Raw genomic sequence first — 20,969 nt, 5'->3', positions numbered from 1 at the left:
GAAGAGCGATCAGGCGGTGGCCGTGGGCTCCCTGAGCGGCAGGCGCACCTCGAACCAGGTGTCGCCGGGCACCGACCGCACTTTGATCTCACCCCCGTGCCGGCCTGCGACGATGCGGTAGGAGATGTCGAGGCCGAGCCCCGTGCCCTCGCCCACGCTCTTGGTGGTGAAGAACGGCTCGAAGATCCGGTCCTTGATCGCCTCGGGCACGCCGGGGCCGGTGTCGCCGATCTCGACGATCGCCTCGTCCTCGTCGTACGCGGTGCGGATCGTCAGCGTGCCCTCCTCGCCCATCGCGTCGAGCGCGTTGTGGATGAGGTTCGTCCACACCTGGTTGAGCTCGCCGGCGTAGCAGGGGATGGGCGGCAGCGTACGGTCGTAGTCGGTGACCACGCTGATGCCCGGCGGCACCTTGCCCCGGAAGATCGCGACCGTGCTGTCGAGCAGGTCGTGCACGTCCACCTGCTGGAACGGCGCCCGGTCCATCTGGGAATACTGCTTGGCCGAGCGGATCAGCGTGGTGATGCGCTCGGTCGCCTCGGTCACCTCGTTGAGCATCTGCGAGATCTCGATGGCCTCGGCCAGCCAGTGCACCGCCGGCGAGGTGTGCTCCTCGCCCACCTTGCCGCGGATCTTGTTCAGGTAGGCGCTGTCGAAACCTACGTTGACCAGCGCGGGAGCCAGCTCCCACGCGTCGTCCACGCCCGCCTCCTCCAGCGCCTCGCCGAGCTCCTCCTCGGCGTCGGAGATCTCCAGCGGCGAGCGCTTGGGCTGGCTGCCCAGGTTGCTCGTGCACGCCTCCTGCGCCTCGATCAGCGCGCGCAGCTTCTCCGGCGGGATGCCGTCCTCGGCGAGCTTGGCCAGCCGCATGCGGGAGTCCTTGATCAGGGAGCGCAGCTCGCTCACCGCGCGGACCGCGGCCGCCGCCGGGTTGTTCAGCTCGTGGGTGAGCCCGGCCGTGATCGTGCCGAGCGCGGTCAGCCGCTGCCGCCGGTCGATGATCTCGCGCTGCATGCGCCCGCCGGACAGCAGCCCGTCGAGCAGGTGCATCGCCATCGGGAACCACTCGGCCACGATGTAGGCGAACTTCTTGGCCGGCAGCAGGAACATCCGCGACGGCGCGGTGGCGCGCAGCGTGTGCTGGTAGGTCTGCGGCGCGCGGTCGCCCAGGTAGGCGGAGGTGGCGCCGCCGTAGACGCCGGGCTGGGAGGTGCGGGGCATCGCGACGGTGCCGGCGCTGACCGTCTCGTTGATCATCTGGATCTCGCCTTCGAGCAGCACCGCGAAGCACTCGGCGGGCTCGCCCTGCCGGACGATGTCCTCGTCCTGGGCGTAGCTGCGCACCCGGCCGCTGCCGGCGAGCTTGGTGAGCTGCTCGTCGGTGAGCCGCTCGAACAGGAAGAGCTTGCGCAGCTCGCCGATGTCGATCATGCTGTCGGTGCCGGCCGGGACTCCGCCGCCGGCTGAGGTGTTGTCGCTCACTGCTTCTCCAGATAACGGTGCACGAGCGCGACGGCCATCGCGCCCTCCCCGACGGCGGAGGCCACCCTCTTGATCGACTCCGCGCGCACGTCGCCGGCCGCCAGCACCCCGGGCACGTTCGTCTCCAGGAAGTACGGCTCGCGCCGCAGCGGCCAGTTGCGCGGCCGCCGCCCGCCCTGCACCAGGTCGGGCCCGGTCAGCACGAACCCGCGCGCGTCCCGCTCGACCGTCTCGCCCAGCCACGACGTGTACGGCTCGGCCCCGATGAACACGAACAACCACTGCGCGTCCACCGTGCGCTCCTCGCCCTTGGTGGACAGCGTCAGCCGCTCCAGGTGACCCTCGCCGCCGGCCCCGACGACCTGCGTCTGCACGTGCACCTCGATGTTGGGGATCGCGGCGATCTGCTCGATGAGGTAGTGAGACATGGACTTCTCCAAACCATCACTCCGCACCAACAAATGAACCTTGCTCGCGAATCCCGACAGGTAGACCGCGGCCTGCCCGGCCGAGTTGGCCGCCCCCACGATGAACACCTCGGTGTCGGCGCAGGCGGGCGCCTCGGTCAGGGCGGCGCCGTAGAAGACGCCCCGGCCCACGAACTCGCCGAGCCCCGGCGCCTCCAGCCGCCGGTAGGCCACGCCGGTGGCCAGGATCACCGCGTGCGCCGCGATCTCCCCGCCGTCCTGGAACCCGACCACCCGCGCCTGCCCCCGCGGCTCCAGGCTGGTCACCTTGCGCGCGGTCAGCAGCTCCGCCCCGAACTTCAGCGCCTGCCTGCGCGCCCGGTCGGCGAGCTGCTGCCCGGAGACGCCGTCGGGGAAGCCCAGGTAGTTCTCGATCCGGGAGCTCTGACCCGCCTGGCCGCCGGAGGAGTAGGCCTCCACCAGCACCGTGTTGAGCCCCTCGGAGGCGCCGTAGACGGCCGCGCCGAGCCCCGCCGGGCCCCCGCCCACCACGATCAGGTCGTAGAAGTCGGTGGCCGGCGTCGTGGACAGCCCCACCGCCGTGGCCAGCGTCGCCTGGTCGGGCGACTCCAGCGTGACGCCGTCGGAGGTCACCACCAGCGGCAGGTGGCAGCCCTCGCCGGCCGCCTTCACGAGCTGCGCGCCCTCCGGGTCGTCCGACAACATCCACTGGTACGGCACGTGGTTGCGCGCCAGGAAGTCCCTCACCTTGTACGACTGCGCCGACCACCGGTCGCCCACCACGCGCAACTCGGCCCTGTCCACCCGCTCGGTCCGCAACCAGGCGTCGAGCTGCCCGTCCATCACCGGATAGAACTTCTCCTCCGGCGGGTCCCACGGCTTGAGCAGATAATGGTCGAGGTCCACCACGTTGATCGCCTGGATCGCCGCGTCGGTGTCGGCATAGGCGGTCAGCAACACCCGGCGCGCGTACGGATACAGGTCCATGGCGGCCTCAAGGAACTGCACGCCGTTCATCTGGGGCATGCGATAGTCGGCCAGGATCGCCGCCACGTCGTCGCCCCGCAACCGCATCTCCCTGACGGCGTCGATGCCGTCCCTGGCCGTCTCGGCGCGGACGATGCGATATTCCTGCCCGTAACGGCGTCTCAGGTCGCGGGCGACCGCCCGCGAGACGCCTGGATCGTCGTCCACCGTCACGATGACCGGCTTGTCCATGCCCACGCCCTTTCCCATGGTCTTCCTAAGGGAAGAATGCCATGGACCCCGATGTGGTCGGGCAGGCGCTCTTATCATGGGCTGATGGGCACACGCGACCGCATCATCGACGCCGCTGAGCAGGCCATTCACCAGTTCGGCATCTCGGGGGCCACGACCAAGCGGATCGCGCAGGAGGCGGGCTGCTCCGAGGCGCTGCTCTACAAGCACTTCGCCGGCAAGGAGCAGCTCTTCCTCGCCGTGCTGCTGGAGCGGATGCCCGCGCTCGGCCCCGCGCTGACGCGGCTGCGGCGTGACGTGGGGCAGGGCGACGTGGCCGCCAATCTGACCGCGTTCACCACCACGGCGCTGGAGTTCTACGCCAGGGCCATGGCCGTCGCCGGGGGCGTGCTGGGCGACCCGCCGCTGCTGGCCGGGTTCAGGAAGATGCTGGCCGAGGCCGGCATCGGCCCGCACCTGCCGATCGAGGCGCTGGCCGACATCCTGCGGGCCGAGCAGGCCGCCGGCCGGATAGAGGCGGGCATCGACGCCGACGCCGCCGCCTCCCTGCTCATGGGCGCCTGCTTCCACCGGGCCAACCTGGCCTGCTTCGTCGACCACCTCGGCGACGACCACGCCTGGGCCGCCACGATCGTCGACACGCTGGTCAGGAGATGACCCGCCCCGGCGCGCCCGCCCTCCCGTGACCGGCGCCCCGGCGCGGGCGGGCATCGCTCAGGAGACGACGCGGCTCTCCCCGCCGTCCACCAGCAGCGAGACGCCGTTCACGAACGACGCCCGCTCGCTGGCCAGGAACGCCACCACGTCCCCCACCTCCTCCGGCCGGCCGATGCGCCCCACGGGCACGCTCTCCCCGCGTGCGCGCAGCGCCTCCTCGCCGCCGGTGGTCTCCCGCAGCCGGTCGGTGTCGATGGGGCCGGGCATCACGTTGTTGACCCGCACGCCGTCGCGGCCGACCTCGCGGGCCAGCGTGCGCACCACGCCGGCCACGGCCGGGCGCATGGCGTTGGACAGCGCGAGCCCGTCGATCACCTCGCGGGCCGACCTGCTGGTGATCGTGACGATCCGGCCCCAGCCGCGCGAGCGCATCTCGGGCAGCACCGCGTGCATGAGGCGCACGGTGCCGAGCAGGTTGCGCTGGACGGCGACGTCCCAGCCGTCGAGCCCGAGCTCGTCGAAGCGGCCGGGCGGCGGCCCGCCCGCGTTGGCCACGAGGATGTCGACGGGCCCGAGCACGTCGCGCGTCTCCTCGACCACCCGGCGGGCGGCGGCCGGATCCTCCACGTCGGCCAGCACGGCGTGCACCACCTTGCCGAACTCCTGCAGCTCCACCACCGCGTCCGCGAGCTTCTCCGGGTCGCGGGCGCAGACGCAGACGTCGCAGCCCTCCCGCGCGAGGCTCTTGGCGGCGGCGAGCCCGATGCCCGCGCTGCCTCCGGTGACGAGGGCGACCTTGCCTGAGATGCCGAGATCCATACGGGCGACTATAGATCGTGCGACCCCCGGCGCGGCCGAGTCCGCCCGCGCGTGCGCGAGCTTGTCGCGCCAGTCCGGCCGCGCGTGCGCCGGCTTGTCGGGTCGGTCCGGCCGCGCGTGCGGGAGCCTGCCGGGTCAGTCGAGCCGGGCGTGCGCGAGCTTGTCGGGGTTCAGCACGCCGTAGAGCTCCTTGATCCGGCCGTCCTCGATGTCGACCAGGACGAGCTGCGTGAACCCGCCGAGCCGGACCGCGAACGCGGGCCCGCCGTTGATCTCCACCAGACGCGCGCCCGAGAAGTCGTAGCGGGCCAGCAGCCCGCCCAGGAACGCCAGGACCTTGCGCCGGCCGAAGATCGGCCGCAGCGCCGCCCTGACCTTGCCGCCGCCGTCGTTGTAGGCCACGACGTCCTCGTGGAGCAGGTCGGTGAGCGCGGACAGGTCGCCGCCCTCGGCCGCCCGCATGAACGAGGCCAGCAGCGCCGCGTGCTCCTCGCTGGACGGCCGGAACCGGTCACGCCCCCGGGTCAGCCGCGTCTCGGCCCGGTGGTGCAGCTGCCTGGCGTTGGCCACGGAGAGGCCGACGATCTCGGCGATCTGGTCGTAGGGCAGCTCGAACGCCTCCCGGAGCACGAACACCGCCCGCTCCGGCGGCGAGAGCCGCTCCATCATGTGCAGCGTCGCGTACGAGACCGTGTCGCGCAGCTCGGCCGTGTCCAGCGGCCCCGCCTCCGACGTCGCGACCGGCTCCGGCAGCCACGGCCCGGTGTAGGCCTCCCGCTTGACCCGCGCGGAGCGGAGCTGGTCGAGCGCCAGCCGTGAGACCACGGTCAGCAGGAACGCCCGTGGCTCCCTGACCGTGTCGCGGTCGGTGCCCTGCCAGCGCAGCCACGCCTCCTGCACCACGTCCTCGGCGTCCCACATGCTGCCCAGCAGCCGGTAGGCCAGCCCGAGCAGCATCGGCCGGTAGTCCTCGAAGTCCACGCCCCGCATCATGCCTCCTCGGCGGGGCGGTCCGCGTGCCGGGGGCACCGGTCGGGCCGGTCGTGCCGCTCGCGCCGGTGGGCCGCTCGCGCCGGTCGGGCCGGTCGGGCCGGTCGCGGCGGCCAACGGGGTGGAAAACCATGGGTAACCATGATGAGCTGGGCAAGTGGCGAGAAATCTGATCCTTTCTGGAGGACTGTTCCATGACTTCGCCGCCACGTCGGCCGCGCTCGCGGAGGTGCTCGCCGAGGTGGGGGTCGAGTCGGAGATCACCGAGGACATCGCGGGCGCGCTGAGCGAGCCGCCGGAGGTCCAGCTCATCACGGTCAACGCGCTGCGCTGGCAGATGGGCCAGGACCGCTTCGCCGACCTGCGCGACGAGTGGCGCTTCACGCTGCCCGCGCAGGCGCGCACCACCCTGCTCGACCACCTCGACCGGGGCGGCGGGCTGCTGTGCATGCACTCGGCGTCGATCTGCTTCGACGACTGGCAGGGCTGGCCGCGCGTGCTGGGCGGCTGCTGGACCTGGCCCAAGTCCCACCACCCGCCGCTGGGCTGGACGGGGGTGCGGGTGCACGGCAAGCATCCGGTGGTCGAGGGGCTGCGCGACTTCGACGTGGTGGACGAGGTCTACAGCGACCTGGACGTGCTGCCCGACGTCGAGCCGCTGGCCTCCGCCAACGGCCAGCCGCTGGTCTGGGCGCGGCCGGTGCGGCGCGGGCGGGTGTTCTACGACGCGCTGGGGCACGACACGCGTTCCTACGGCAACGAGGTGCACCGCACGCTGCTCCAGCGGGCGGCGCTGTGGCTGCTGAAACGACCGGTGACGATCAACGAGTAGCGGGCGCGCGGGGCGCGGCCGGCGGCGATCGGTGAGGGCCGTGGCGCGGCCGGCGACGATCGGTGAGGGCCGTGGCGCCGGGCGCGGCGGTGGCGATCGGCGAGGCGGGGCCGGGTGTCCGGCGTGTCCGGTACCTACAAGACCGGACCGCGCGGATCCGGGCACGATGACGGCATGAACGTGAGCCTTTCCACCGTGCCCGGCTTCATGGCCGGGCACGCCCGAGTCCTTGACCGCCGCCGCTACGACCTGCTCATGGGGGAGGGCGACGCGACCGGCGTGCTGGCGGCCCTCGACGCCTACCGCAACCCCGACGGAGGCTACGGCTGGGGCCTGGAGCCGGACCTGCGCTCGCCCGAGAGCCAGCCGGGCGCCGCGCTGCACGCCTTCGAGGTGTTCGAGGAGGCCGCCCCGGTCACCTCGCCGCACGCCGTGGCGCTGTGCGACTACCTGGACTCCGTGACCCTGCCCGACGGGGGGCTGCCCTTCTCGCTGCCGCTCACGGTCTCCGACGCCACCGCGCCCTGGTGGTCGGACGGCGACGCGACCACCTCCTCCCTGCAGATCACCGCCGTCTCGGCCGCCGCCGCCCACGCCGTGGCCGCGCACGACTCGGCCGTGGCCGGGCACCCGTGGCTGGAGAAGGCGACGCGGTACTGCCTCGACACGATCGCGGCGCTGGAGGGGCCGCCGCACGCGTACGTGCTGGCGTTCGCCGTGCGCTTCCTCGACGCCGTGCACGACACCGAGCCCCGCGCGGCCGGCCTGCTCAAGCGGCTCGGCGAGCACATTCCCGAGGACGGGCGGGTGCCGGTCGAGGGCGGCACGGAGAGCGAGGCCCTGCGGCCCCTGGACTTCGCGCCCTTCCCCGGCCGGCCGGCGCGCGAGCTGTTCGCGCCCGACGTGATCGCGGCCGACCTCGTCCGGCTGGCGGGGGAGCAGCAGGACGACGGCGGGTGGACCGTGGACTACGCGCGCATCTCGCCGGCCGGTTCGCTGGAGTGGCGCGGGGCGGTCACGGTGCGGGCGATTCGCATTCTGCGTGCGAACGGTCTGGCCTGAGACCGAGGCGGCGGGCCGACTCCGACTCCTGGGCCATGCGGCGCAGCGCGTCGAGCGCCCGGCCGTACAGGACCGTGCCGAGCACCAGCGTCTCCACGGCGGCGTCGCGCGGGCCGTCGTAGGGGAGGAGGTCCATCTCCACCTCGGCCACCAGCTTCCTGGCCGTCTCCGCGTACGGCCCCAGGTGGACCGGCATGCCGAGCTGGCGCATCCGGACGAGGGTCTGCGTCAGCTCGTCGCGGGTGGGGGCGTCGGGGTGGACGTCCCAGCCCAGCTCGGCGACCAGGTCGTCGACCTCGGCGCGGGCGGAGTGCCACTCCTCGCCCGGCTCGGGCTCGACCGCCGGGGCCAGCGCGTAGTGGGCGGTGCCCAGCATCTCGTGCACGGGCAGCGACTCGTCCTCGACGGCGGCGACGATCTTCTTGATCGCGGCCACGGGGAGCCGGCCCACTTCGAGCATGGCCCGGATCATGCGGAGCCTGCGCAGGTGCGTCTCGTCGTACTCGGCCCTGGTCGCGGCGGTCTGCTCGCCCTGGTGCAGCATGCCCTCGCGCAGGTAGTACTTGATCGTCGGGATCGCGACGCCGGACTTGGCGCTGAGTTCGGAGATGCGCATTATTAGATAATAGTGCTATCCAGATCGGGCCAGGTGCCGGGCCGCGCTCACGAGCTCGTGCACGCCGGCCTGCCTGTTCCAGAGGAAGACCACCTCCAGCGGCGGCACGTCCTCCTTGATCGGGACGAACGCCAGGGCGCCGGGGACGGTGGCGCCCTCCCGCACGCACAAAGCGTAGCCCGTCCCCTCCTCCACCAGGTTGACCACCTGGTCGTGGGTGGCCGCCGACGGGCCGAGGCGGGGGTGGAGCCGGTGGCGTACGAAGCCCTCCAGGAAGCGGCGGGCCCCGGCCACCGCGTCCGACTCGGGCATGATCAGCGGCTCGGCCGCCAGGTCCGCCAGCGACAGGGCCTCGTACTGCGCCAGGTGGTGCTCGCGGTGCAGCAGCACCCGGACCGGGAAGCGCTGGATCAGCATCCGGCCCACGCCCCTGGGCAGGGAGCCGGGAGCGTACCCGAGGCCCGCCTGGAGGGCGCCGTCGGCGATCGAGACGATCTGCTCGGCCGTGCCCATGGGGGCCATACGTAGGTGGACGGTGTGGAGCTGGGAGAGCAGCCGGGCGGCGACGTCGGCCAGGCCGTCCGCCACGCCCAGGCGGGGCCGCTCGCCCGTGCTCCTGGCGGCGGTGACGGCGCGCTCGAAGGCGTCGAGGGCGACCGTGGCCCGGGCCAGGAACGCCTCGCCCGCCTCGGTCAGCGTCACGCCGCTCGACGACCGGCTGAACAGCTCGACCCCGATCTCCTTCTCCAGTGCCCGCAGTTGCTCGGACAACGTGGGCTGCGCGATGTGCAGCGCGGCGGCGGCCCGGCGGAGACTGCCCGCCCGCGCAATCGCCATGGCATATCGGACATAGCGTAGATCCATCGCTCACCTCGGCCGTGATGGTGATGGGCTATCGGCAGATCGCACCTCCGTATTACAAGAGGGGATAGCTCCCGTGAAGGTCCCCAGTCACCGGCATGCGGCGATGTTTGCCGTTATATCGGCTTAAAGTGCAGCTCAGGGCGGGTGCGGGAGGGGCGTGCGGGAAGGCGAGGGAACTTCTCGGGACGGAAAACAACGATGTTCCGGCCAGCCGGAAACGGGCCCATGTGGACGTGTAGCAAGCGCTTGGTATGTTGGCGGGGGCAGAGGAGGTCCCATGCAGCCCTTCGCCGGGCGGGCGGCCGTGGCCGGGATCGGGATGACGGCCCTGAGCAGGGAGTCCGGGCGCACGGAGCTGGAGCTCGCGACGCAGGCGTGCCGCGCGGCGTGCGCGGACGCCGGCGTGCCGCCCCGCGACGTGGACGCCGTGCTCAGCTACCACCTGAACGACTCCGCACCCGTCGTCCAGGTCGCCAGGGCCCTGGGCATCGAGCGGCTCGGCTGGCACAACGACATCGCCGGAGGGGGCACCCAGGCGGCCTCGATCCTGGGCGACGCGGCGATGCTGATCCACGCCGGCCTGGCCCGCAACATCCTGATCTACCGGGCGCTCAACGGCCGCTCCGGCAAGCGCATGAACACCGTCTCCACCGGCCCCCAGGAACGCCACACCTACGGCCTGGCCGGGCCCGTCCCGCTGTTCGCCCTGGCCGCCACCCGCTACCTGCACGACACCGGGCTCACCGCCGAGCACCTGCACGCCGTCGTCGCCCAGTCCAGGCGGAACGCCGGGGGCAACCCCCGGGCCCTGCGCCGCGAGCCGCTGGCCCTGGCCGACTACCTGGCCAGGCCGTACGTCTGCACCCCGCTGCGCACGGTCGACTGCTGCCAGGAGACCGACGGGGCCTGCGCCCTGCTGGTCAGCGGGGTGCTCGACGGGCCGCGCGTCCGGGCCGTGGTGCGCGGGGGCGGGCCCGGCTGCTCGGCGATGGACCGGTCGCCGGACGTCACGGCGATCTTCTCGGCGTACGTGGCGCCCATGCTCTGGGAGGCGTCGGGGCTGCGGCCGTCGGACGTGGACGTGGCGCTGCCGTACGACGCCTACTCCTGGCTGGTGCCCCGGCAGCTGGAGGACTTCGGGCTGGTGGCGCGGGGGGAGCTGGGGCCGTACCTGCTGGAGGGGCGTCACGCCTGGGTGAACCCGCACGGCGGGCTGCTGTCCGAGGGCTACGTGCACGGGCTGAACAACGTGGCCCAGGCCGTGCGCGAGCTGCGTTCGGGGCGCGAGGTGGCGCTGGTGACCGGGTTCGGCGGCAGCTACGGGAGCGCGGCCCTCCTCGTACGGTGAACCTCTTACGGTGAGACTCTTACGCTGAAAAATCGGGTGAAATGCTGACGGCACCCGCGACATGTAGGGGGTGTTCCCGACCCCGATCCCGAGGAGGCCGACCATGGGGACCGCCCGTGGATGACGACCGGAAAGACCGGTTCGAGGCCATCTACAAGCAGACGTACGAACCCATCCTCGGCTACGCCCTGCGCCGCTGCGACTCGCCCGAGGACGCGGCGGACGTGGTGGCCGAGACCTTCACCATCGCCTGGCGCCGCTTCGACGCGCTGCCGTCCGGCGCGGAGGCCAGGCTCTGGTTGTACGGCGTGGCCAGGAACGTGCTGGCCAACCACCGGCGCGGCGTCGCCAGACACCGGCACGGCAGCGTGGAGCTCGCCGCCGACCTCGCCGACCTGTACGCCCACTCGCCGGAGGGCGGCCTCGAACTGCGCGCCATCGCGGACGCCTTCCGCGCGCTGCCGGACGACGACCGGGAGCTGATCTCCCTGGTCGCCTGGGAAGGGCTGGATCACGGGCAGATCGCCCGGGTGCTCGGCTGCTCGCGCAACGCCGTGCGGATCAGGCTCCACCGGGCGCGCAGGCGCCTGTCCAAGGCGCTGGCCGGAGCCGGTGTCACCGTCGGTCACCTCGTCCTGGAGTCTCTATGAACGAGCTGAAGAACCTCGCCAGGGTCCGTGACGAGGACCTGGCCGGCCGGGCGTCCGGCCCGGGCGCGCGGGCCCTGCTCGCCGCGATCACCGCCGAGCCGATCCCGGGAACCGCCTCCGCCGCGATCACGGCCGAGCCGCTCCCGGGAACCGCCTCCGCCGCTCTCACCGCCGATCCGGTCGCGGGGGCGGCCTCCGCCGGGGCCGCCGGGGCCGCCGTGGCGGGTGGGCGGCTTCGGGGGCTTCTCGGCCGCCTGGTGCCCGGCAACCGGGCCGTGCGGCTGGCGGTGGGGGCCGTGGCCGCGCTGGGGCTGGCCACGGCGATCGTCATCGGGCCCTCCCTGCTCGGCGAGCGCGGCGTGACCCCCTCCTACGCCAACGCGGCCATCGACATCCGGCTGCGCGGCGACTCGTACGTGGCCGTCATCAAGGACCCCTTCGCGGACTACGCCAAGTACACCGAGGGGTTCAAGGCCGTGGGCCTGGACGTGAACCTGACGCTGGTGCCCGCGTCCCCGAGCCAGGTGGGCGAGCTCACCGGCATACGCATCAGCGGCATGCCGGCGAGCAACGGCAGGTCCATCGAGAGCGGCACCGAGCCCGCCGGATGCACCCTGGGCCAGGCCGGCTGCGCGATGTCCCTCACCGTGCCCCGCGACTGGACCGGCTGGGCCTCCGTGCGGCTCGGGCGGGCGGCCGAGCCGGGGGAGAAGTACCAGAACTGGCGCTCGGCCACGAGCAGGGGCGAGATGCTGGAGGGGTTCCGCGCCGACGAGAAGACCGTGGGCGAGGTCCTGGCCGAGGTGCGCCGCCGCGACCTGTCGGCCGTCTTCCAGGTCATCGAGCCCGCTCCCGGCCGGCAGGGCTACGGGCTCCGGAAGGAGCAGCGGCCGGACGAGGTCGGCGACGACTGGATCGTCTGGGAGGCGCAGTCCGAGCAGGCCGGGGTCGTCCGCCTGCTGGTGACCGAGGAGCGCCTGCCGAAGAATCCCGTCTACGGCGGCCCCAAGCCCGCCGACCCCGCGGAGTGAGAGCCACGCCCTGCCGCGTCAGGTGAGGGCCCGCACGAAGCGCGGATGACGCGCCTCGGCCTCGTGGGGGCCCAGCGACGGCCGCGCCGCCAGCCAGGCCGCCGCCCCGGCCACGTCACCCGCCGTCCTGATCGCACCGGCCCCGATCGCACCCGCCAGCAGGTCGGTGACGGCCTGGCGGACCGGCCCCGCGCTGGTGAGCACGCTGCCGGCGAGGACCACGGGGCCGGAGCCGTGCACCGCGCGCAGGGTCGCCGCCAGGCGGGCGGCCGCCTCGCGCACGATCTCCACCGCCAGGGGGTCTCCGGCCGCCGCCGCCCGGCTGACCAGCGGCGCCAGCTCGGCCAGCGCGAGCGGCGGGCGCGCGTGCACCGCCGCCGCCAGCCGCGCCACCGGGTCGGGCCCCGGCCCCTCGGGCGCCAGCTCCCGCACGACCAGCTCCACCAGCCCCTCACCGCCCGGGAACCCCTGCGCAACGCGGGATGAGGGGCCGGATGAGGGGCCGGATGAGGGGCCGGATGAGGGGCCGGTGGGGGAGAGGGCGCGGATGGCGGCGCGGGCGGCGGCGTGGCCGAGCCAGAAGGCCGACCCTTCGTCGCCGAGCAACCAGCCGAACCCGTCGGCGATGGCGGTGGGCCGCCGTTCGGTAATTTTTGCCGCGATGGCGCCGGTCCCCGAGATCAGCACGCTCCCCGAGGGCGCGGCGGTGCCGGCCGCGAAGGCGGTCACGAGGTCGCCCACCGACGCGATCGCGGCCCCGGGCAGCAGCTCCGGCAGGACCCTCCCGGCCAGCGCCGCGCACGCCTCGGGATTGCCCGCCACCCCTGCCACCACGCTCTTGACCTGCGACGCGACCCCGTCCACCAGGACGGCCCGGACGGCGGCGGCCAGGTTGGCGGCGGCCACGTCGCCGCCCAGCGCCCCCGGGTTGGCCCCGCCCGCGCGCCCCCGCCGCACCGGCGCGCCCTCCAGCGTGAACAGCGCCGCCCGGGTGGACGTGCCTCCGGCGTCGATGCCCAGCACCATCGTCATGTCAAAAATTATTGCCGAACCGCCTTGACGGCACCACTGTCTGAGCATAATTATCACGGCGTGGAACTCCTCAACCGCATCAGAGCCGAGCAGCCCGACCTGCCGGAGGCCCTGCGTAAGGTCGCCGAGGCCATCCTCGCGGGCCCGGCCGAGGCCGCGCGGATGACCATCGTCGACCTGGCGGAGCGGAGCGGGACGTCCACGGCCACCATCACGCGCTTCTGCCGCGCCCTCGGTTTCGCCGGCTACGCGGAGCTGCGCGTGGCCATCGCCACCGAGACCGGCAGGGTGGCGCAGCAGACGTGGGAGACCGACATCGGCCAGGAGATCCTGCCCGACGACAGCCTCGAACGCGTGCTGAGCGTCGTGTCGGGCAACGACCTGCGCCTGATCCAGGAGACCCGCGACCAGCTCGACCTGGCCGTGGTGGAGAAGGTGGCGCAGGCCGTGGCCCGGGCGGGGCGGGTGCTGCTGTTCGGGGTGTCGAGCAGCGCGGCCGTGGCCAGCGAGATGGAATACCGGCTGCAGCGGATGCGCGTGCCGACCTGGAGCAGGTCCGACGCGCACAGCGCGCTGACGGACGCGGCGCTGCTCGGCCAGGGCGACGTGGCCATCGGGATCTCCCACAGCGGCAGGACGCGCGAGGTCATCGAGGTGCTGGCGGAGGCGGGCAGCCACGGCGCGATCACCGTCGCCGTCACCTCGCAGCCCCGATCGCCGCTGGCGGAGGTGGCCGAGCTGGTGCTCACCACGGCCAGCCGGGCGACGAGCTTCCGGTCGGAGGGGTTCGCCGCGATCCACTCGCAGCTCCTGGTGCTCGACGTCGTGTACGTGTCGGTCGCCCAGCAGACGTACGAGCGCACGAGGCAGGCCTTCGACGTGACCGTTCGCGCGGTAGCCGGACACCGCCTCCCGGAAGGGGATTTATGAGGATTGATCCGCAGCAATACGTCGACCACATCACCCACCTCGTACGGACGATCCCGGAAGACCCCGAGATCGACCGCGCCGCCGACCTGTTCACCAAGGCGCTCACCGGCGGCGGCGTCATCCAGGCGTTCGGCTCGGGCCACTCCGAGGCGGTCGCGATGGAGATCGCCGGCCGGGCCGGCGGGTTCGTCCCCACCAACCGCCTGGCCCTGCGCGACATCGTCCTGTACGGCGACGCGCCCCGCTCCGAGCTCGACCGCTACGACCTCGAACGCGACCCCGCCATCGCCCGCACCATCCTCGACCTGGCCCCCGTCCAGCCGCACGACCTGTTCGTCATCATCTCCAACTCCGGCGTGAACGGCGTGGTCGTCGAGCTCGCCACCCTCGTCAAGGAGCGCGGTCACGACCTGATCGCGATCACCTCCCGCGCCCACGGCGATGCCGTCGCCTCCCGCCACCCCTCGGGACGCAAGCTGGCCGACCTGGCCGACGTCGTCCTGGACAACCGCGCCCCGTACGGCGACTCGGTCCTGTCCCTGCCCGACGGAGGCGCGACCGGCTCCGTCTCCACGATCACCTCCGCCCTGCTGGCCCAGCTCGTGGTCACCCGGACGGTGGCCGCCCTGCTCGAAGCCGGGGAGGTGCCGCCCGTCTACCTCTCGGCCAACGTCCCGGAGGGCGACGCGCACAACCTCCGCCTGGAGGCGCTCTACGCGGGCCGCATCCGCCGCGGCGCCTGACCGCCCGCGACCCCACCCCGCGACCCCACCCCGGCTCCGCCTCGACCCGCACGACCGGCCGGCCGCACGACCCGTCGGCCCGCACAACCTGTCGATCCGCACCACCCGTCTCTTCGGCATGCACACATTCGGGGGCCCGCACAACCCGCAAGGAGAACCCCGCCCATGTCCCGAAATTTCGGAAAACTGTTTCTCTCCTTGGCCATCCCCGCCATCCTGATCGCGGTCTCCCTGGTCGCTCCCGCGAGCGCCGCCCAGGCCGTCCGCCTCCAGTACCGCACCAGCGCGCCCGGCGCCAGCACCGCCCAGGCCGAGCCCTGGCTGCGCCTGTTCAACGACGGCACCACCACGGTCCCGCTCGGCCAGGTCAAGATCCGCTACTACCTGACCGGCGCCGAGACCTACCGCTTCGCCTGCTCCTGGGCCGTGGCCGGCTGCGCCACGATCACCGGGCGCTTCGCCCCGCAGGAGGGCGGCAAGCAGTACCTGGAGGTGGGCTTCACCTCGGGAAGCCTGGCCCCCGGCCAGAACACCGGCGACATGCAGCTGCGCTTCTACCGCGCCGACTGGCAGACGTTCAACCAGGGCGACGACTACTCCTACGGCCCCGGCACCTCCTACGCCGACTGGGACAGGATCGCCGTCTACGTGAACGGCCAGCTCGCCTGGGGCAAGCCCACCGGCTCCGAGCCCGACCCCGACCCCACGCCGACCGGCCCGCCCGGCGGCTCCGGCGAGCTGTTCGACGACTTCACCTACTCCGCCTCCAACGACCCGCGGCTCGCCCAGCGCGGCTGGACGGTGCGCTCCAGCGCGGGAGGGCCCGGCGTGCCCGGCGCGACCTGGTCGCCCTCGGGCGTGTCGTTCCCCGGCGGCCTGCTGACGCTCGACTCCTCGACCAACGGCACCGCCGCCGGCACCGTGCAGACCGAGCTGTCCACCACGAGCCGCAAGTTCCGCGAGGGCACCTACGCCGCCCGCGTGCGCTTCAGCGACGCCCCCACCAGCGGCCCCGACGGTGAGCACGTGGTGCAGACGTTCTTCACCATCACCCCGCTGCGCTACAACCTGGACCCCGACTACGGCGAGCTCGACTTCGAGTATCTGCCGAACGGCGGCTGGGGCGAGCCGTCCAACATCCTCTACGCCACGAGCTGGGAGACTTACCAGGGCGACCCCTGGCAGGCCGTCAACACCCACACCGCCGAGCGCACGAGCTTCGCCGGCTGGCACGACCTGGTCATCCAGGTCGCGGGCGGCCGGATCAAGTATTACGTGGACGGCCGCCTGTTCGCCGACCACGGTGACATCTACTATCCCGAGACCCCGATGTGGATCATGTTCAACCAGTGGTTCATCGATCTGCAGGGGGCCACGGGGACGCGTACGTACCGGCAGCAGGTCGACTACCTCTACCACAGCAAGAACGAGGTCGTCGCCCCCGCCGACGTGCTGACCCGCGTCGCCGCGCTGCGCGCCGCCGGCACCGCCTTCAAGGACACCGTCCCCAGCCCGTGACGAAACCCCCCGCGCCCGGCCGCGTATGAGGCCGGGCGCGGGCACCCCCCGTGAGAAGGAACGCCATGAGACACCGCATCCTGGCCCTGGCGGCCGTGTTCGCGCTCGGCGCGTGCGGCACGGCCGAGGAGCCGAAGGCCGCGGCCCCCGCGGAGCTGACCGTCTGGATCATGGACGGCAGCGTCACCCAGGACCTGCTGAAGAAGTTCGAGACCGAGTACGAGGCGGCGCACCGGGGTATCGACCTCGACATCCAGATCCAGGCGTGGGACGGCATCGGCGAGCGCGTCACCGCGGCCCTGGCCAGCACCGACGCCCCCGACGTGATCGAGGTGGGCAACACCCAGGTCGCGCAGTACTCGGCCAGCGGCGGCGTGACCGACCTGAGCGCCAAGGTGGCCGAGCTGAAGGGCGAGGACTGGCTACCGGGCCTGGCCCAGCCGGGCAGGATCGACGGCAAGCAGTACGGCATCCCGTGGTACGCCGCCAACCGCGTCGTCGTCTACAACAAGGACCTGTTCGCCGAGGCCGGCGTCAAGGAGCCCCCCAAGACCCGCGACGAATGGCTGGAGATCACCGAAAAGCTCAACCAGGGCGGTAACCAGGGCATCTACCTGACCGGCCAGACCTGGTACGCCCTGGCCGGCTTCATCTGGGACGAGGGCGGCGACCTGGCCGTCCAGGAGGGCGGGGGCTGGAAGGGCGCGCTCGACACGCCCCAGGCCCTGGCCGGCATGGACTTCTACCGGCGGCTCCAGGCCCTCGGCAAGGGCCCCAAGGACGCCGACGAGGCCAACCCGCCCCAGCACGAGGTGTTCGCGCAGGGCAAGGTCGCCCAGATCATCGCCGTCCCCGGCATCGCCGCCCGCGTCCTGGAGGTGGACCCGAAGCTCAAGGACAAGCTGGGCTTCTTCCCCATCCCGGGCAAGACGGCCGACAAGCCGGGCGCGGTCTTCACCGGCGGCTCCGACCTGATCATCCCGGCCGCCTCGCAGCGCCAGGAGGAGGCGTACGAGCTGGTCAAGGCGCTGGCGGGCGAGCAGTTCCAGACCGAGCTGGCCAAGGCCATGAGCTTCGTGCCCAACCGCACGTCGCTGGCCGGCGTGCTGTCGGGCGACGAGGGCACCGCGGCCATGGCCAAGGGCGCGGCCCACGGCCGGGCCACCCCGAACACCCCCAACTGGGCCGCCGTCGAGGCCACCTCCGTGATCAAGCAGTACATGACGGCCGTGCTCACCGGCGGCGACCCCGCGGCGGAGGCGAAGAAGGTCTCGGAGGCGATCACCACGACCCTGAACAGCGGATCCTGATGCGCACGAGGAGCCGCTCGCTCTGGCCCTACCTGCTCATCGCGCCCACGGTGGCGGGCGGGGCCTTCCTCCTGCTCTATCCGCTGCTCAAGGCGGCGGTGATCTCCTTCCAGCACTTCCGCATGGGAGAGCTGATCAGGGGCGGGGCGGCCTTCGCGGGCCTGGAGAACTACGCCGAGCTGCTGTCCGGCGCCGAGTTCTGGCAGGTGCTGCTGCGCACGCTGGTGTGGACCGTGATCAACGTGGTGCTCATCGTGGTCCTGGGCACCGGCGTCGCCCTCATGCTGCCCCGCCTGCGCCGCGGCCTGCGGCTGGCGCTGATGAGCGCGCTCGCGCTGGCCTGGGCGACGCCGATCATCGCCGCCACCACCGTCTTCCAGTGGTTGTTCCAGTCGGAGCTGGGCGTGGTCAACTGGCTGCTGGTCACGCTCGGCCTCGACTCCTTCCGGGGCTACACGTGGTTCGCCGACGGCACGGCGACGTTCGCCGTGCTGGTGGTCCTGGTCGTGTGGCAGTCGGTCCCGTTCGCCGCGCTCACCCTGTACGCCGGGCTGACCACGATCCCGGTGGAGCTGTTCGAGTCGGCCAGGATCGACGGCGGCACCGGCCGGCAGGTCTTCACCAAGGTCACCTTCCCCATGCTCCGGCAGCTCTTCGCGCTGGTCGCCTCGCTGGAGGTGATCTGGGTGGCCAAGTGCTTCCCGCAGATCTGGGTGCTCAGCCAGGGCGGCCCCGACGACGCCACGACCACCCTGCCGGTGTACGCGTTCAAGATCGCCCGCGTGCTGCACCGCTACGACCTCGGCTCGGCCGTGGCCATGCTCACGGTCGTCATCCTGGCCGTCGCCCTGATCAGCAACCTGCGCCGGATGGTGCGTACGTGATGAAGAGACTCCTGCTCAACGCGGCGGCCGTGGTGGTCTTCGCGGTGACGATCTTCCCGGTCTACTGGATGTTCCTGACCGCGTTCAAGCCGACCCGGGACATCCAGGCCGACACCCCGACGTTCTGGCCCACCGCGCCCACGCTCGACCACTTCATCACCGCCGTGAACGCGCCGGGCTTTTGGACCTACTGGCGCAACAGCCTGCTCGTCACCGCGGCGGCGGTGCTGATCGCGCTGGTGGTGGCGCTGCTGGCGGCGTTCGCGGTGTCCAGGATGCGGTGGCGGGGGAGGGGCGCGTTCGTGGTGGCGGTGTTCGCGGCGCAGATGGCGCCGTGGGAGGCGCTGCTGGTGCCGGTCTTCATCATCGCCCGCGACACCGACCTGCTGGACTCGCTGGCCATGCTGACCGGCGTGTACTTCATGATCACGCTGCCGTTCACGATCGTGACGCTGCGCGGCTTCCTGGCGGCCATCCCCCTGGAACTGGAGGAGGCGGCGCAGGTGGACGGCTGCAGCCGGCCGGCGGCCTTCCGGCGGGTGGTCTTCCCGCTGCTGGCGCCGGGGCTGATGGCCACCTCGCTGTTCGGCTTCATCACGGCCTGGAACGAGTTCGCCTTCGTCAACGTGCTGATCATCAAAGACCAGGACAAGCGCACGCTGCCGGTGTGGTTGTCGTCGTTCAGGGACGTGTTCGGCACGGACTGGGGCGCCACGATGGCCGCCGCCAGCCTGTTCGCCCTGCCGGTCCTGCTGCTCTTCCTCTTCCTGCAGCGCAGCGTCGGCACCGGGATGACGGCGGGCGCGGTCAAGGGCTGACCCCGCCCGCGGTCCGGCCCTCGGTACACCGCGCCCCAGTACACCGCGCCCCAGTACACCGCGCTCCAGTGCACCGCGCCCCAGTACACCGCGCCCCAGTGCACCGCGCCCAACCGCACCGCGCTCCAGTGCACCGCGCCCCGGCGCCGGCCGACCGCGCCCCCTCCGGTCGGCCGGGCCCGGCGCGCCATCAGGCCGGCCCCGGCCCCGCCATCAGGCCGGAGGCGCCGGTGACCGGCTTTCCTCGCCGACCGGGCGCAGGTGCCGCAGCAGCGTCATGGAGAGCACGGCCAGGCCGAGCACCAGCACCCCGCAGACCACGGTGACCGCGAGCAGTCCCTGGGCGAACGCCGCCCGCGCCTCCGACACCAGCGCCGCCGCCGCGCCGGACGGCAGGCCCGCGGCGGCGTCGAGCGCCTCGTTCAGCGAGCCGCCCGCCTCCGGGGAGGTGACGGAGCGGCCGTAGACGGCGGTGCCGAGGCTGCCGAGCAGCGCGATGCCGAGCGCGATGCCCAGCTCGCCGCCGCTCTCCGCCATCGCCGAGGCCGACCCGGCCCGCTCCGGCGGCGCGGCCCCGACGATGAGGCCGAGGCCCAGGGCGCCCACCGGCGCCATGCCCAGGCACGCCACCGTGACGCCGGCGACCAGTGCCCCCACCCCGTCGGCCACCGCGACCACGGCGAACCCGGCCACCGCCACCAGCAGCCCCGCCCCGACGACCAGACCGGGGCGGACCGTCCCGGCGAGGGCGGGGGCGGCGAGGGAGCCGGCCACCAGGCCGAGGGCCGGGACCGCCATCCACAGGCCCGCGGCCAGCGGCGAGAGCCCCTCGACGAGCTGCATGTGCTGGCTCACGAAGAGGTAGATGCCGCCCTGCACCACCATGACCGCCGCCAGGATCAGCAGGGCCGCGGTGAACGTGCGGTCGCCGAACAGGCGCAGGTCCACCAGCGGCTCCGCGAGCCGGCGCTGCCGCCGGGCGAACGCCGCGCCGAAGGCCAGGCCGGCGGCGAGCGCCACGTACGCGTCGGCCCGCGCGGGGTCGCCGGCCAGCTCCTTCAGCCCGTAGACCGCCGGCAGGATCGCCGCCAGCGACATGGCCACGCTGGCCGGGTCGAGCCGGGCGTGGCCGCCGGTCGCCTCGGACTTCGGCAGCAGGAACAGCCCGCCGGCCACGACCAGGACCATGACCGGCACCCCCATGAGGAACACCGACCCCCACCAGAAGCTCTCCAGCAGGGCTCCGCCGATCACGGGCCCGGCCGCGCCCCCTCCCATGAAGCAGGCGGTGAACACGCCGATGGCCATGGCCCGCCGCCTGCCGTCGGGGAACAGCCCGGCCACCAGCGCGAGGGCGGACGGCCCCATCGCGGCGGCGGACAGGCCGAGCAGCACCCGGGCGGCGATCAGGATCTCCGTCGTGCCGGCGTAGGCGGCCACGACGGAGGAGGCGGCGAAGGCCGCGGCGCCGATCACCAGCAGCCGGCGCCGGCCGATGCGGTCGCCGAGCGAGCCCATGGTGATGATGAAACCGGCGATCATGAAGCCGTACACGTCGGTGATCCACAGCAGCTCCGTGCTGCTGGGATCCAGGTCGGCGGCCAGATGGGGCAGCGCCAGCAGCAGGACCGTGTTGTCCACCGCGAGCAGGAGCGTGCCCAGGCAGAGCACCGACAGCCCCAGCCACGCGCGGGTGCCCGGACGGGTTGCGATAGTGGTCATGCGATCAGCTTGCGG

The 20,969-nt window shown here is 72.7% G+C and carries 20 protein-coding genes and 1 pseudogene; 12 read left to right on the top strand and 9 right to left on the bottom strand.

The window, feature by feature from the left end; all coding sequences use genetic code 11:
• Positions 1 to 9: 9 nt before the first annotated feature.
• Both IO39_RS33620 and IO39_RS33615 read right to left on the bottom strand, forming a co-directional pair.
• A complete protein-coding gene (locus tag IO39_RS33620; protein WP_245642451.1) occupies positions 10 to 1,482 on the bottom strand; it encodes an ATP-binding protein in 1,473 nt (490 codons plus the stop codon).
• Positions 1,479 to 3,146 carry an NAD(P)/FAD-dependent oxidoreductase gene (locus IO39_RS33615; protein WP_043631753.1) on the bottom strand — a complete coding sequence of 556 codons (1,668 nt, stop codon included), beginning with the start codon at positions 3,144 to 3,146 and terminating at the stop codon, positions 1,479 to 1,481. Before IO39_RS33615 ends, IO39_RS33620 begins: the two co-directional genes overlap by 4 nt.
• A gap of 66 nt (positions 3,147 to 3,212) precedes the next feature.
• Between IO39_RS33615 and IO39_RS33610 the strand changes: the two genes are divergently transcribed.
• Positions 3,213 to 3,785 carry a TetR/AcrR family transcriptional regulator gene (locus tag IO39_RS33610; RefSeq protein WP_043631751.1) on the top strand — a complete coding sequence of 191 codons (573 nt, stop codon included), beginning with the start codon at positions 3,213 to 3,215 and terminating at the stop codon, positions 3,783 to 3,785.
• Positions 3,786 to 3,842: 57 nt separating this feature from the next.
• On the opposite strand, the gene IO39_RS33605 is transcribed toward IO39_RS33610, so the two are convergent.
• Positions 3,843 to 4,604, bottom strand: a complete 762-nt coding sequence (locus tag IO39_RS33605; RefSeq protein ID WP_043631749.1) for an SDR family NAD(P)-dependent oxidoreductase — start codon at positions 4,602 to 4,604, stop codon at positions 3,843 to 3,845.
• Between the two features lie 135 nt (positions 4,605 to 4,739).
• Positions 4,740 to 5,585: an RNA polymerase sigma-70 factor gene (locus IO39_RS33600; protein WP_245642450.1), complete on the bottom strand. Its 846-nt coding sequence runs from the start codon at positions 5,583 to 5,585 to the stop codon at positions 4,740 to 4,742.
• Between the two features lie 166 nt (positions 5,586 to 5,751).
• On the opposite strand from IO39_RS33600, the gene IO39_RS33595 reads away from it, so the two are divergent.
• Both IO39_RS33595 and IO39_RS33590 read left to right on the top strand, forming a co-directional pair.
• The gene (locus IO39_RS33595; RefSeq protein ID WP_052423681.1) at positions 5,752 to 6,426 is read left to right on the top strand and encodes a ThuA domain-containing protein; all 675 of its coding nucleotides are present in this window, start codon (positions 5,752 to 5,754) and stop codon (positions 6,424 to 6,426) included.
• Between the two features lie 174 nt (positions 6,427 to 6,600).
• Positions 6,601 to 7,488, top strand: coding sequence for a hypothetical protein (locus IO39_RS33590; protein WP_043631744.1), 888 nt, complete (start codon positions 6,601 to 6,603; stop codon positions 7,486 to 7,488).
• Here IO39_RS33590 and IO39_RS33585 read toward each other — a convergent pair.
• Positions 7,442 to 8,104 carry a MerR family transcriptional regulator gene (locus tag IO39_RS33585; RefSeq protein WP_043631740.1) on the bottom strand — a complete coding sequence of 221 codons (663 nt, stop codon included), beginning with the start codon at positions 8,102 to 8,104 and terminating at the stop codon, positions 7,442 to 7,444. The two genes, IO39_RS33590 and IO39_RS33585, sit on opposite strands and share 47 nt — an antisense overlap.
• Positions 8,105 to 8,119: 15 nt before the next feature.
• On the bottom strand, positions 8,120 to 8,968 hold the full coding sequence (locus tag IO39_RS33580; RefSeq protein ID WP_084773925.1) for a LysR family transcriptional regulator: 849 nt from the start codon (positions 8,966 to 8,968) through the stop codon (positions 8,120 to 8,122).
• A 277-nt stretch (positions 8,969 to 9,245) separates the two neighbouring features.
• Between IO39_RS33580 and IO39_RS33575 the strand changes: the two genes are divergently transcribed.
• The 3 genes from IO39_RS33575 to IO39_RS33565 all read left to right on the top strand — a co-directional run bounded on the left by IO39_RS33575 (position 9,246) and on the right by IO39_RS33565 (position 11,997).
• Positions 9,246 to 10,316, top strand: coding sequence for a thiolase C-terminal domain-containing protein (locus IO39_RS33575; protein WP_043631736.1), 1,071 nt, complete (start codon positions 9,246 to 9,248; stop codon positions 10,314 to 10,316).
• 116 nt (positions 10,317 to 10,432) lie between these two features.
• Entirely contained in the window at positions 10,433 to 10,966 is a 534-nt protein-coding gene (locus IO39_RS33570; protein WP_043631734.1) for an RNA polymerase sigma factor, read from the top strand.
• Entirely contained in the window at positions 10,963 to 11,997 is a 1,035-nt protein-coding gene (locus IO39_RS33565; protein WP_043631731.1) for a hypothetical protein, read from the top strand. Before IO39_RS33570 ends, IO39_RS33565 begins: the two co-directional genes overlap by 4 nt.
• Positions 11,998 to 12,015: 18 nt before the next feature.
• Here IO39_RS33565 and IO39_RS33560 read toward each other — a convergent pair whose 3' ends face one another.
• Positions 12,016 to 13,029, bottom strand: coding sequence for an N-acetylglucosamine kinase (locus IO39_RS33560; protein WP_063765391.1), 1,014 nt, complete (start codon positions 13,027 to 13,029; stop codon positions 12,016 to 12,018).
• Between the two features lie 60 nt (positions 13,030 to 13,089).
• On the opposite strand from IO39_RS33560, the gene IO39_RS33555 reads away from it, so the two are divergent.
• From IO39_RS33555 to IO39_RS33530, 6 genes are all read left to right on the top strand, one after another.
• Positions 13,090 to 13,959 (top strand): MurR/RpiR family transcriptional regulator, encoded by an 870-nt coding sequence (locus tag IO39_RS33555; RefSeq protein ID WP_043631727.1) that lies wholly within the window; start codon positions 13,090 to 13,092, stop codon positions 13,957 to 13,959.
• Positions 13,956 to 14,702 carry a sugar isomerase domain-containing protein gene (locus IO39_RS33550; protein WP_043631722.1) on the top strand — a complete coding sequence of 249 codons (747 nt, stop codon included), beginning with the start codon at positions 13,956 to 13,958 and terminating at the stop codon, positions 14,700 to 14,702. The genes IO39_RS33555 and IO39_RS33550 overlap by 4 nt, the downstream gene beginning before the upstream one ends.
• Before the next feature lie 165 nt (positions 14,703 to 14,867).
• Positions 14,868 to 16,220, top strand: a complete 1,353-nt coding sequence (locus IO39_RS33545) for a cellulose binding domain-containing protein (RefSeq protein WP_043631720.1) — start codon at positions 14,868 to 14,870, stop codon at positions 16,218 to 16,220.
• Positions 16,221 to 16,285: 65 nt separating this feature from the next.
• Positions 16,286 to 17,530, top strand: coding sequence for an extracellular solute-binding protein (locus tag IO39_RS33540; protein WP_043631717.1), 1,245 nt, complete (start codon positions 16,286 to 16,288; stop codon positions 17,528 to 17,530).
• The gene (locus IO39_RS33535) at positions 17,530 to 18,414 is read left to right on the top strand and encodes a carbohydrate ABC transporter permease (RefSeq protein WP_043631714.1); all 885 of its coding nucleotides are present in this window, start codon (positions 17,530 to 17,532) and stop codon (positions 18,412 to 18,414) included. The genes IO39_RS33540 and IO39_RS33535 overlap by 1 nt, the downstream gene beginning before the upstream one ends.
• A complete protein-coding gene (locus IO39_RS33530; RefSeq protein ID WP_043631710.1) occupies positions 18,414 to 19,232 on the top strand; it encodes a carbohydrate ABC transporter permease in 819 nt (272 codons plus the stop codon). The genes IO39_RS33535 and IO39_RS33530 overlap by 1 nt, the downstream gene beginning before the upstream one ends.
• Here the strand turns inward: IO39_RS33530 and IO39_RS59725 are convergent.
• Together IO39_RS59725 and IO39_RS33525 are read right to left on the bottom strand one after the other, a co-directional pair.
• A pseudogene (locus tag IO39_RS59725) lies at positions 19,222 to 19,356 on the bottom strand (pentapeptide repeat-containing protein); the annotation flags it as partial. The gene IO39_RS33530 and the pseudogene IO39_RS59725 overlap by 11 nt on opposite strands.
• Positions 19,357 to 19,445: 89 nt before the next feature.
• Positions 19,446 to 20,954: an MFS transporter gene (locus tag IO39_RS33525; protein WP_043631707.1), complete on the bottom strand. Its 1,509-nt coding sequence runs from the start codon at positions 20,952 to 20,954 to the stop codon at positions 19,446 to 19,448.
• Between the last annotated feature and the right edge of the window lie 15 nt (positions 20,955 to 20,969).

This window comes from Nonomuraea candida (genome assembly GCF_000725485.1).
In the GTDB taxonomy this organism is placed as follows: Bacteria; Actinomycetota; Actinomycetes; order Streptosporangiales; family Streptosporangiaceae; genus Nonomuraea; species Nonomuraea candida.
The sequence above is the reverse complement of the archived record's forward strand: the minus strand, read 5'-3'. Positions and strand labels throughout refer to the sequence as shown.

Excerpts from the sequence above, each read along its gene's own strand:
- IO39_RS33605 (WP_043631749.1), bottom strand. The coding sequence starts at position 4,604 with ATGGATCTCGGCATCTCAGGCAAGGTCGCCCTCGTCACCGGAGGCAGC.
- IO39_RS33560 (WP_063765391.1), bottom strand. The coding sequence starts at position 13,029 with ATGACGATGGTGCTGGGCATCGACGCCGGAGGCACGTCCACCCGGGCG.
- IO39_RS33580 (WP_084773925.1), bottom strand. The coding sequence starts at position 8,968 with ATGGATCTACGCTATGTCCGATATGCCATGGCGATTGCGCGGGCGGGC.
- IO39_RS33545 (WP_043631720.1), top strand. The coding sequence starts at position 14,868 with ATGTCCCGAAATTTCGGAAAACTGTTTCTCTCCTTGGCCATCCCCGCC.
- IO39_RS33575 (WP_043631736.1), top strand. The coding sequence starts at position 9,246 with ATGCAGCCCTTCGCCGGGCGGGCGGCCGTGGCCGGGATCGGGATGACG.
- IO39_RS33540 (WP_043631717.1), top strand. The coding sequence starts at position 16,286 with ATGAGACACCGCATCCTGGCCCTGGCGGCCGTGTTCGCGCTCGGCGCG.
- IO39_RS33615 (WP_043631753.1), bottom strand. The coding sequence starts at position 3,146 with ATGGGAAAGGGCGTGGGCATGGACAAGCCGGTCATCGTGACGGTGGAC.
- IO39_RS33550 (WP_043631722.1), top strand. The coding sequence starts at position 13,956 with ATGAGGATTGATCCGCAGCAATACGTCGACCACATCACCCACCTCGTA.
- IO39_RS33525 (WP_043631707.1), bottom strand. The coding sequence starts at position 20,954 with ATGACCACTATCGCAACCCGTCCGGGCACCCGCGCGTGGCTGGGGCTG.
- IO39_RS33590 (WP_043631744.1), top strand. The coding sequence starts at position 6,601 with ATGAACGTGAGCCTTTCCACCGTGCCCGGCTTCATGGCCGGGCACGCC.
- IO39_RS33530 (WP_043631710.1), top strand. The coding sequence starts at position 18,414 with ATGAAGAGACTCCTGCTCAACGCGGCGGCCGTGGTGGTCTTCGCGGTG.
- IO39_RS33535 (WP_043631714.1), top strand. The coding sequence starts at position 17,530 with ATGCGCACGAGGAGCCGCTCGCTCTGGCCCTACCTGCTCATCGCGCCC.
- IO39_RS33610 (WP_043631751.1), top strand. The coding sequence starts at position 3,213 with ATGGGCACACGCGACCGCATCATCGACGCCGCTGAGCAGGCCATTCAC.
- IO39_RS33585 (WP_043631740.1), bottom strand. The coding sequence starts at position 8,104 with ATGCGCATCTCCGAACTCAGCGCCAAGTCCGGCGTCGCGATCCCGACG.
- IO39_RS33565 (WP_043631731.1), top strand. The coding sequence starts at position 10,963 with ATGAACGAGCTGAAGAACCTCGCCAGGGTCCGTGACGAGGACCTGGCC.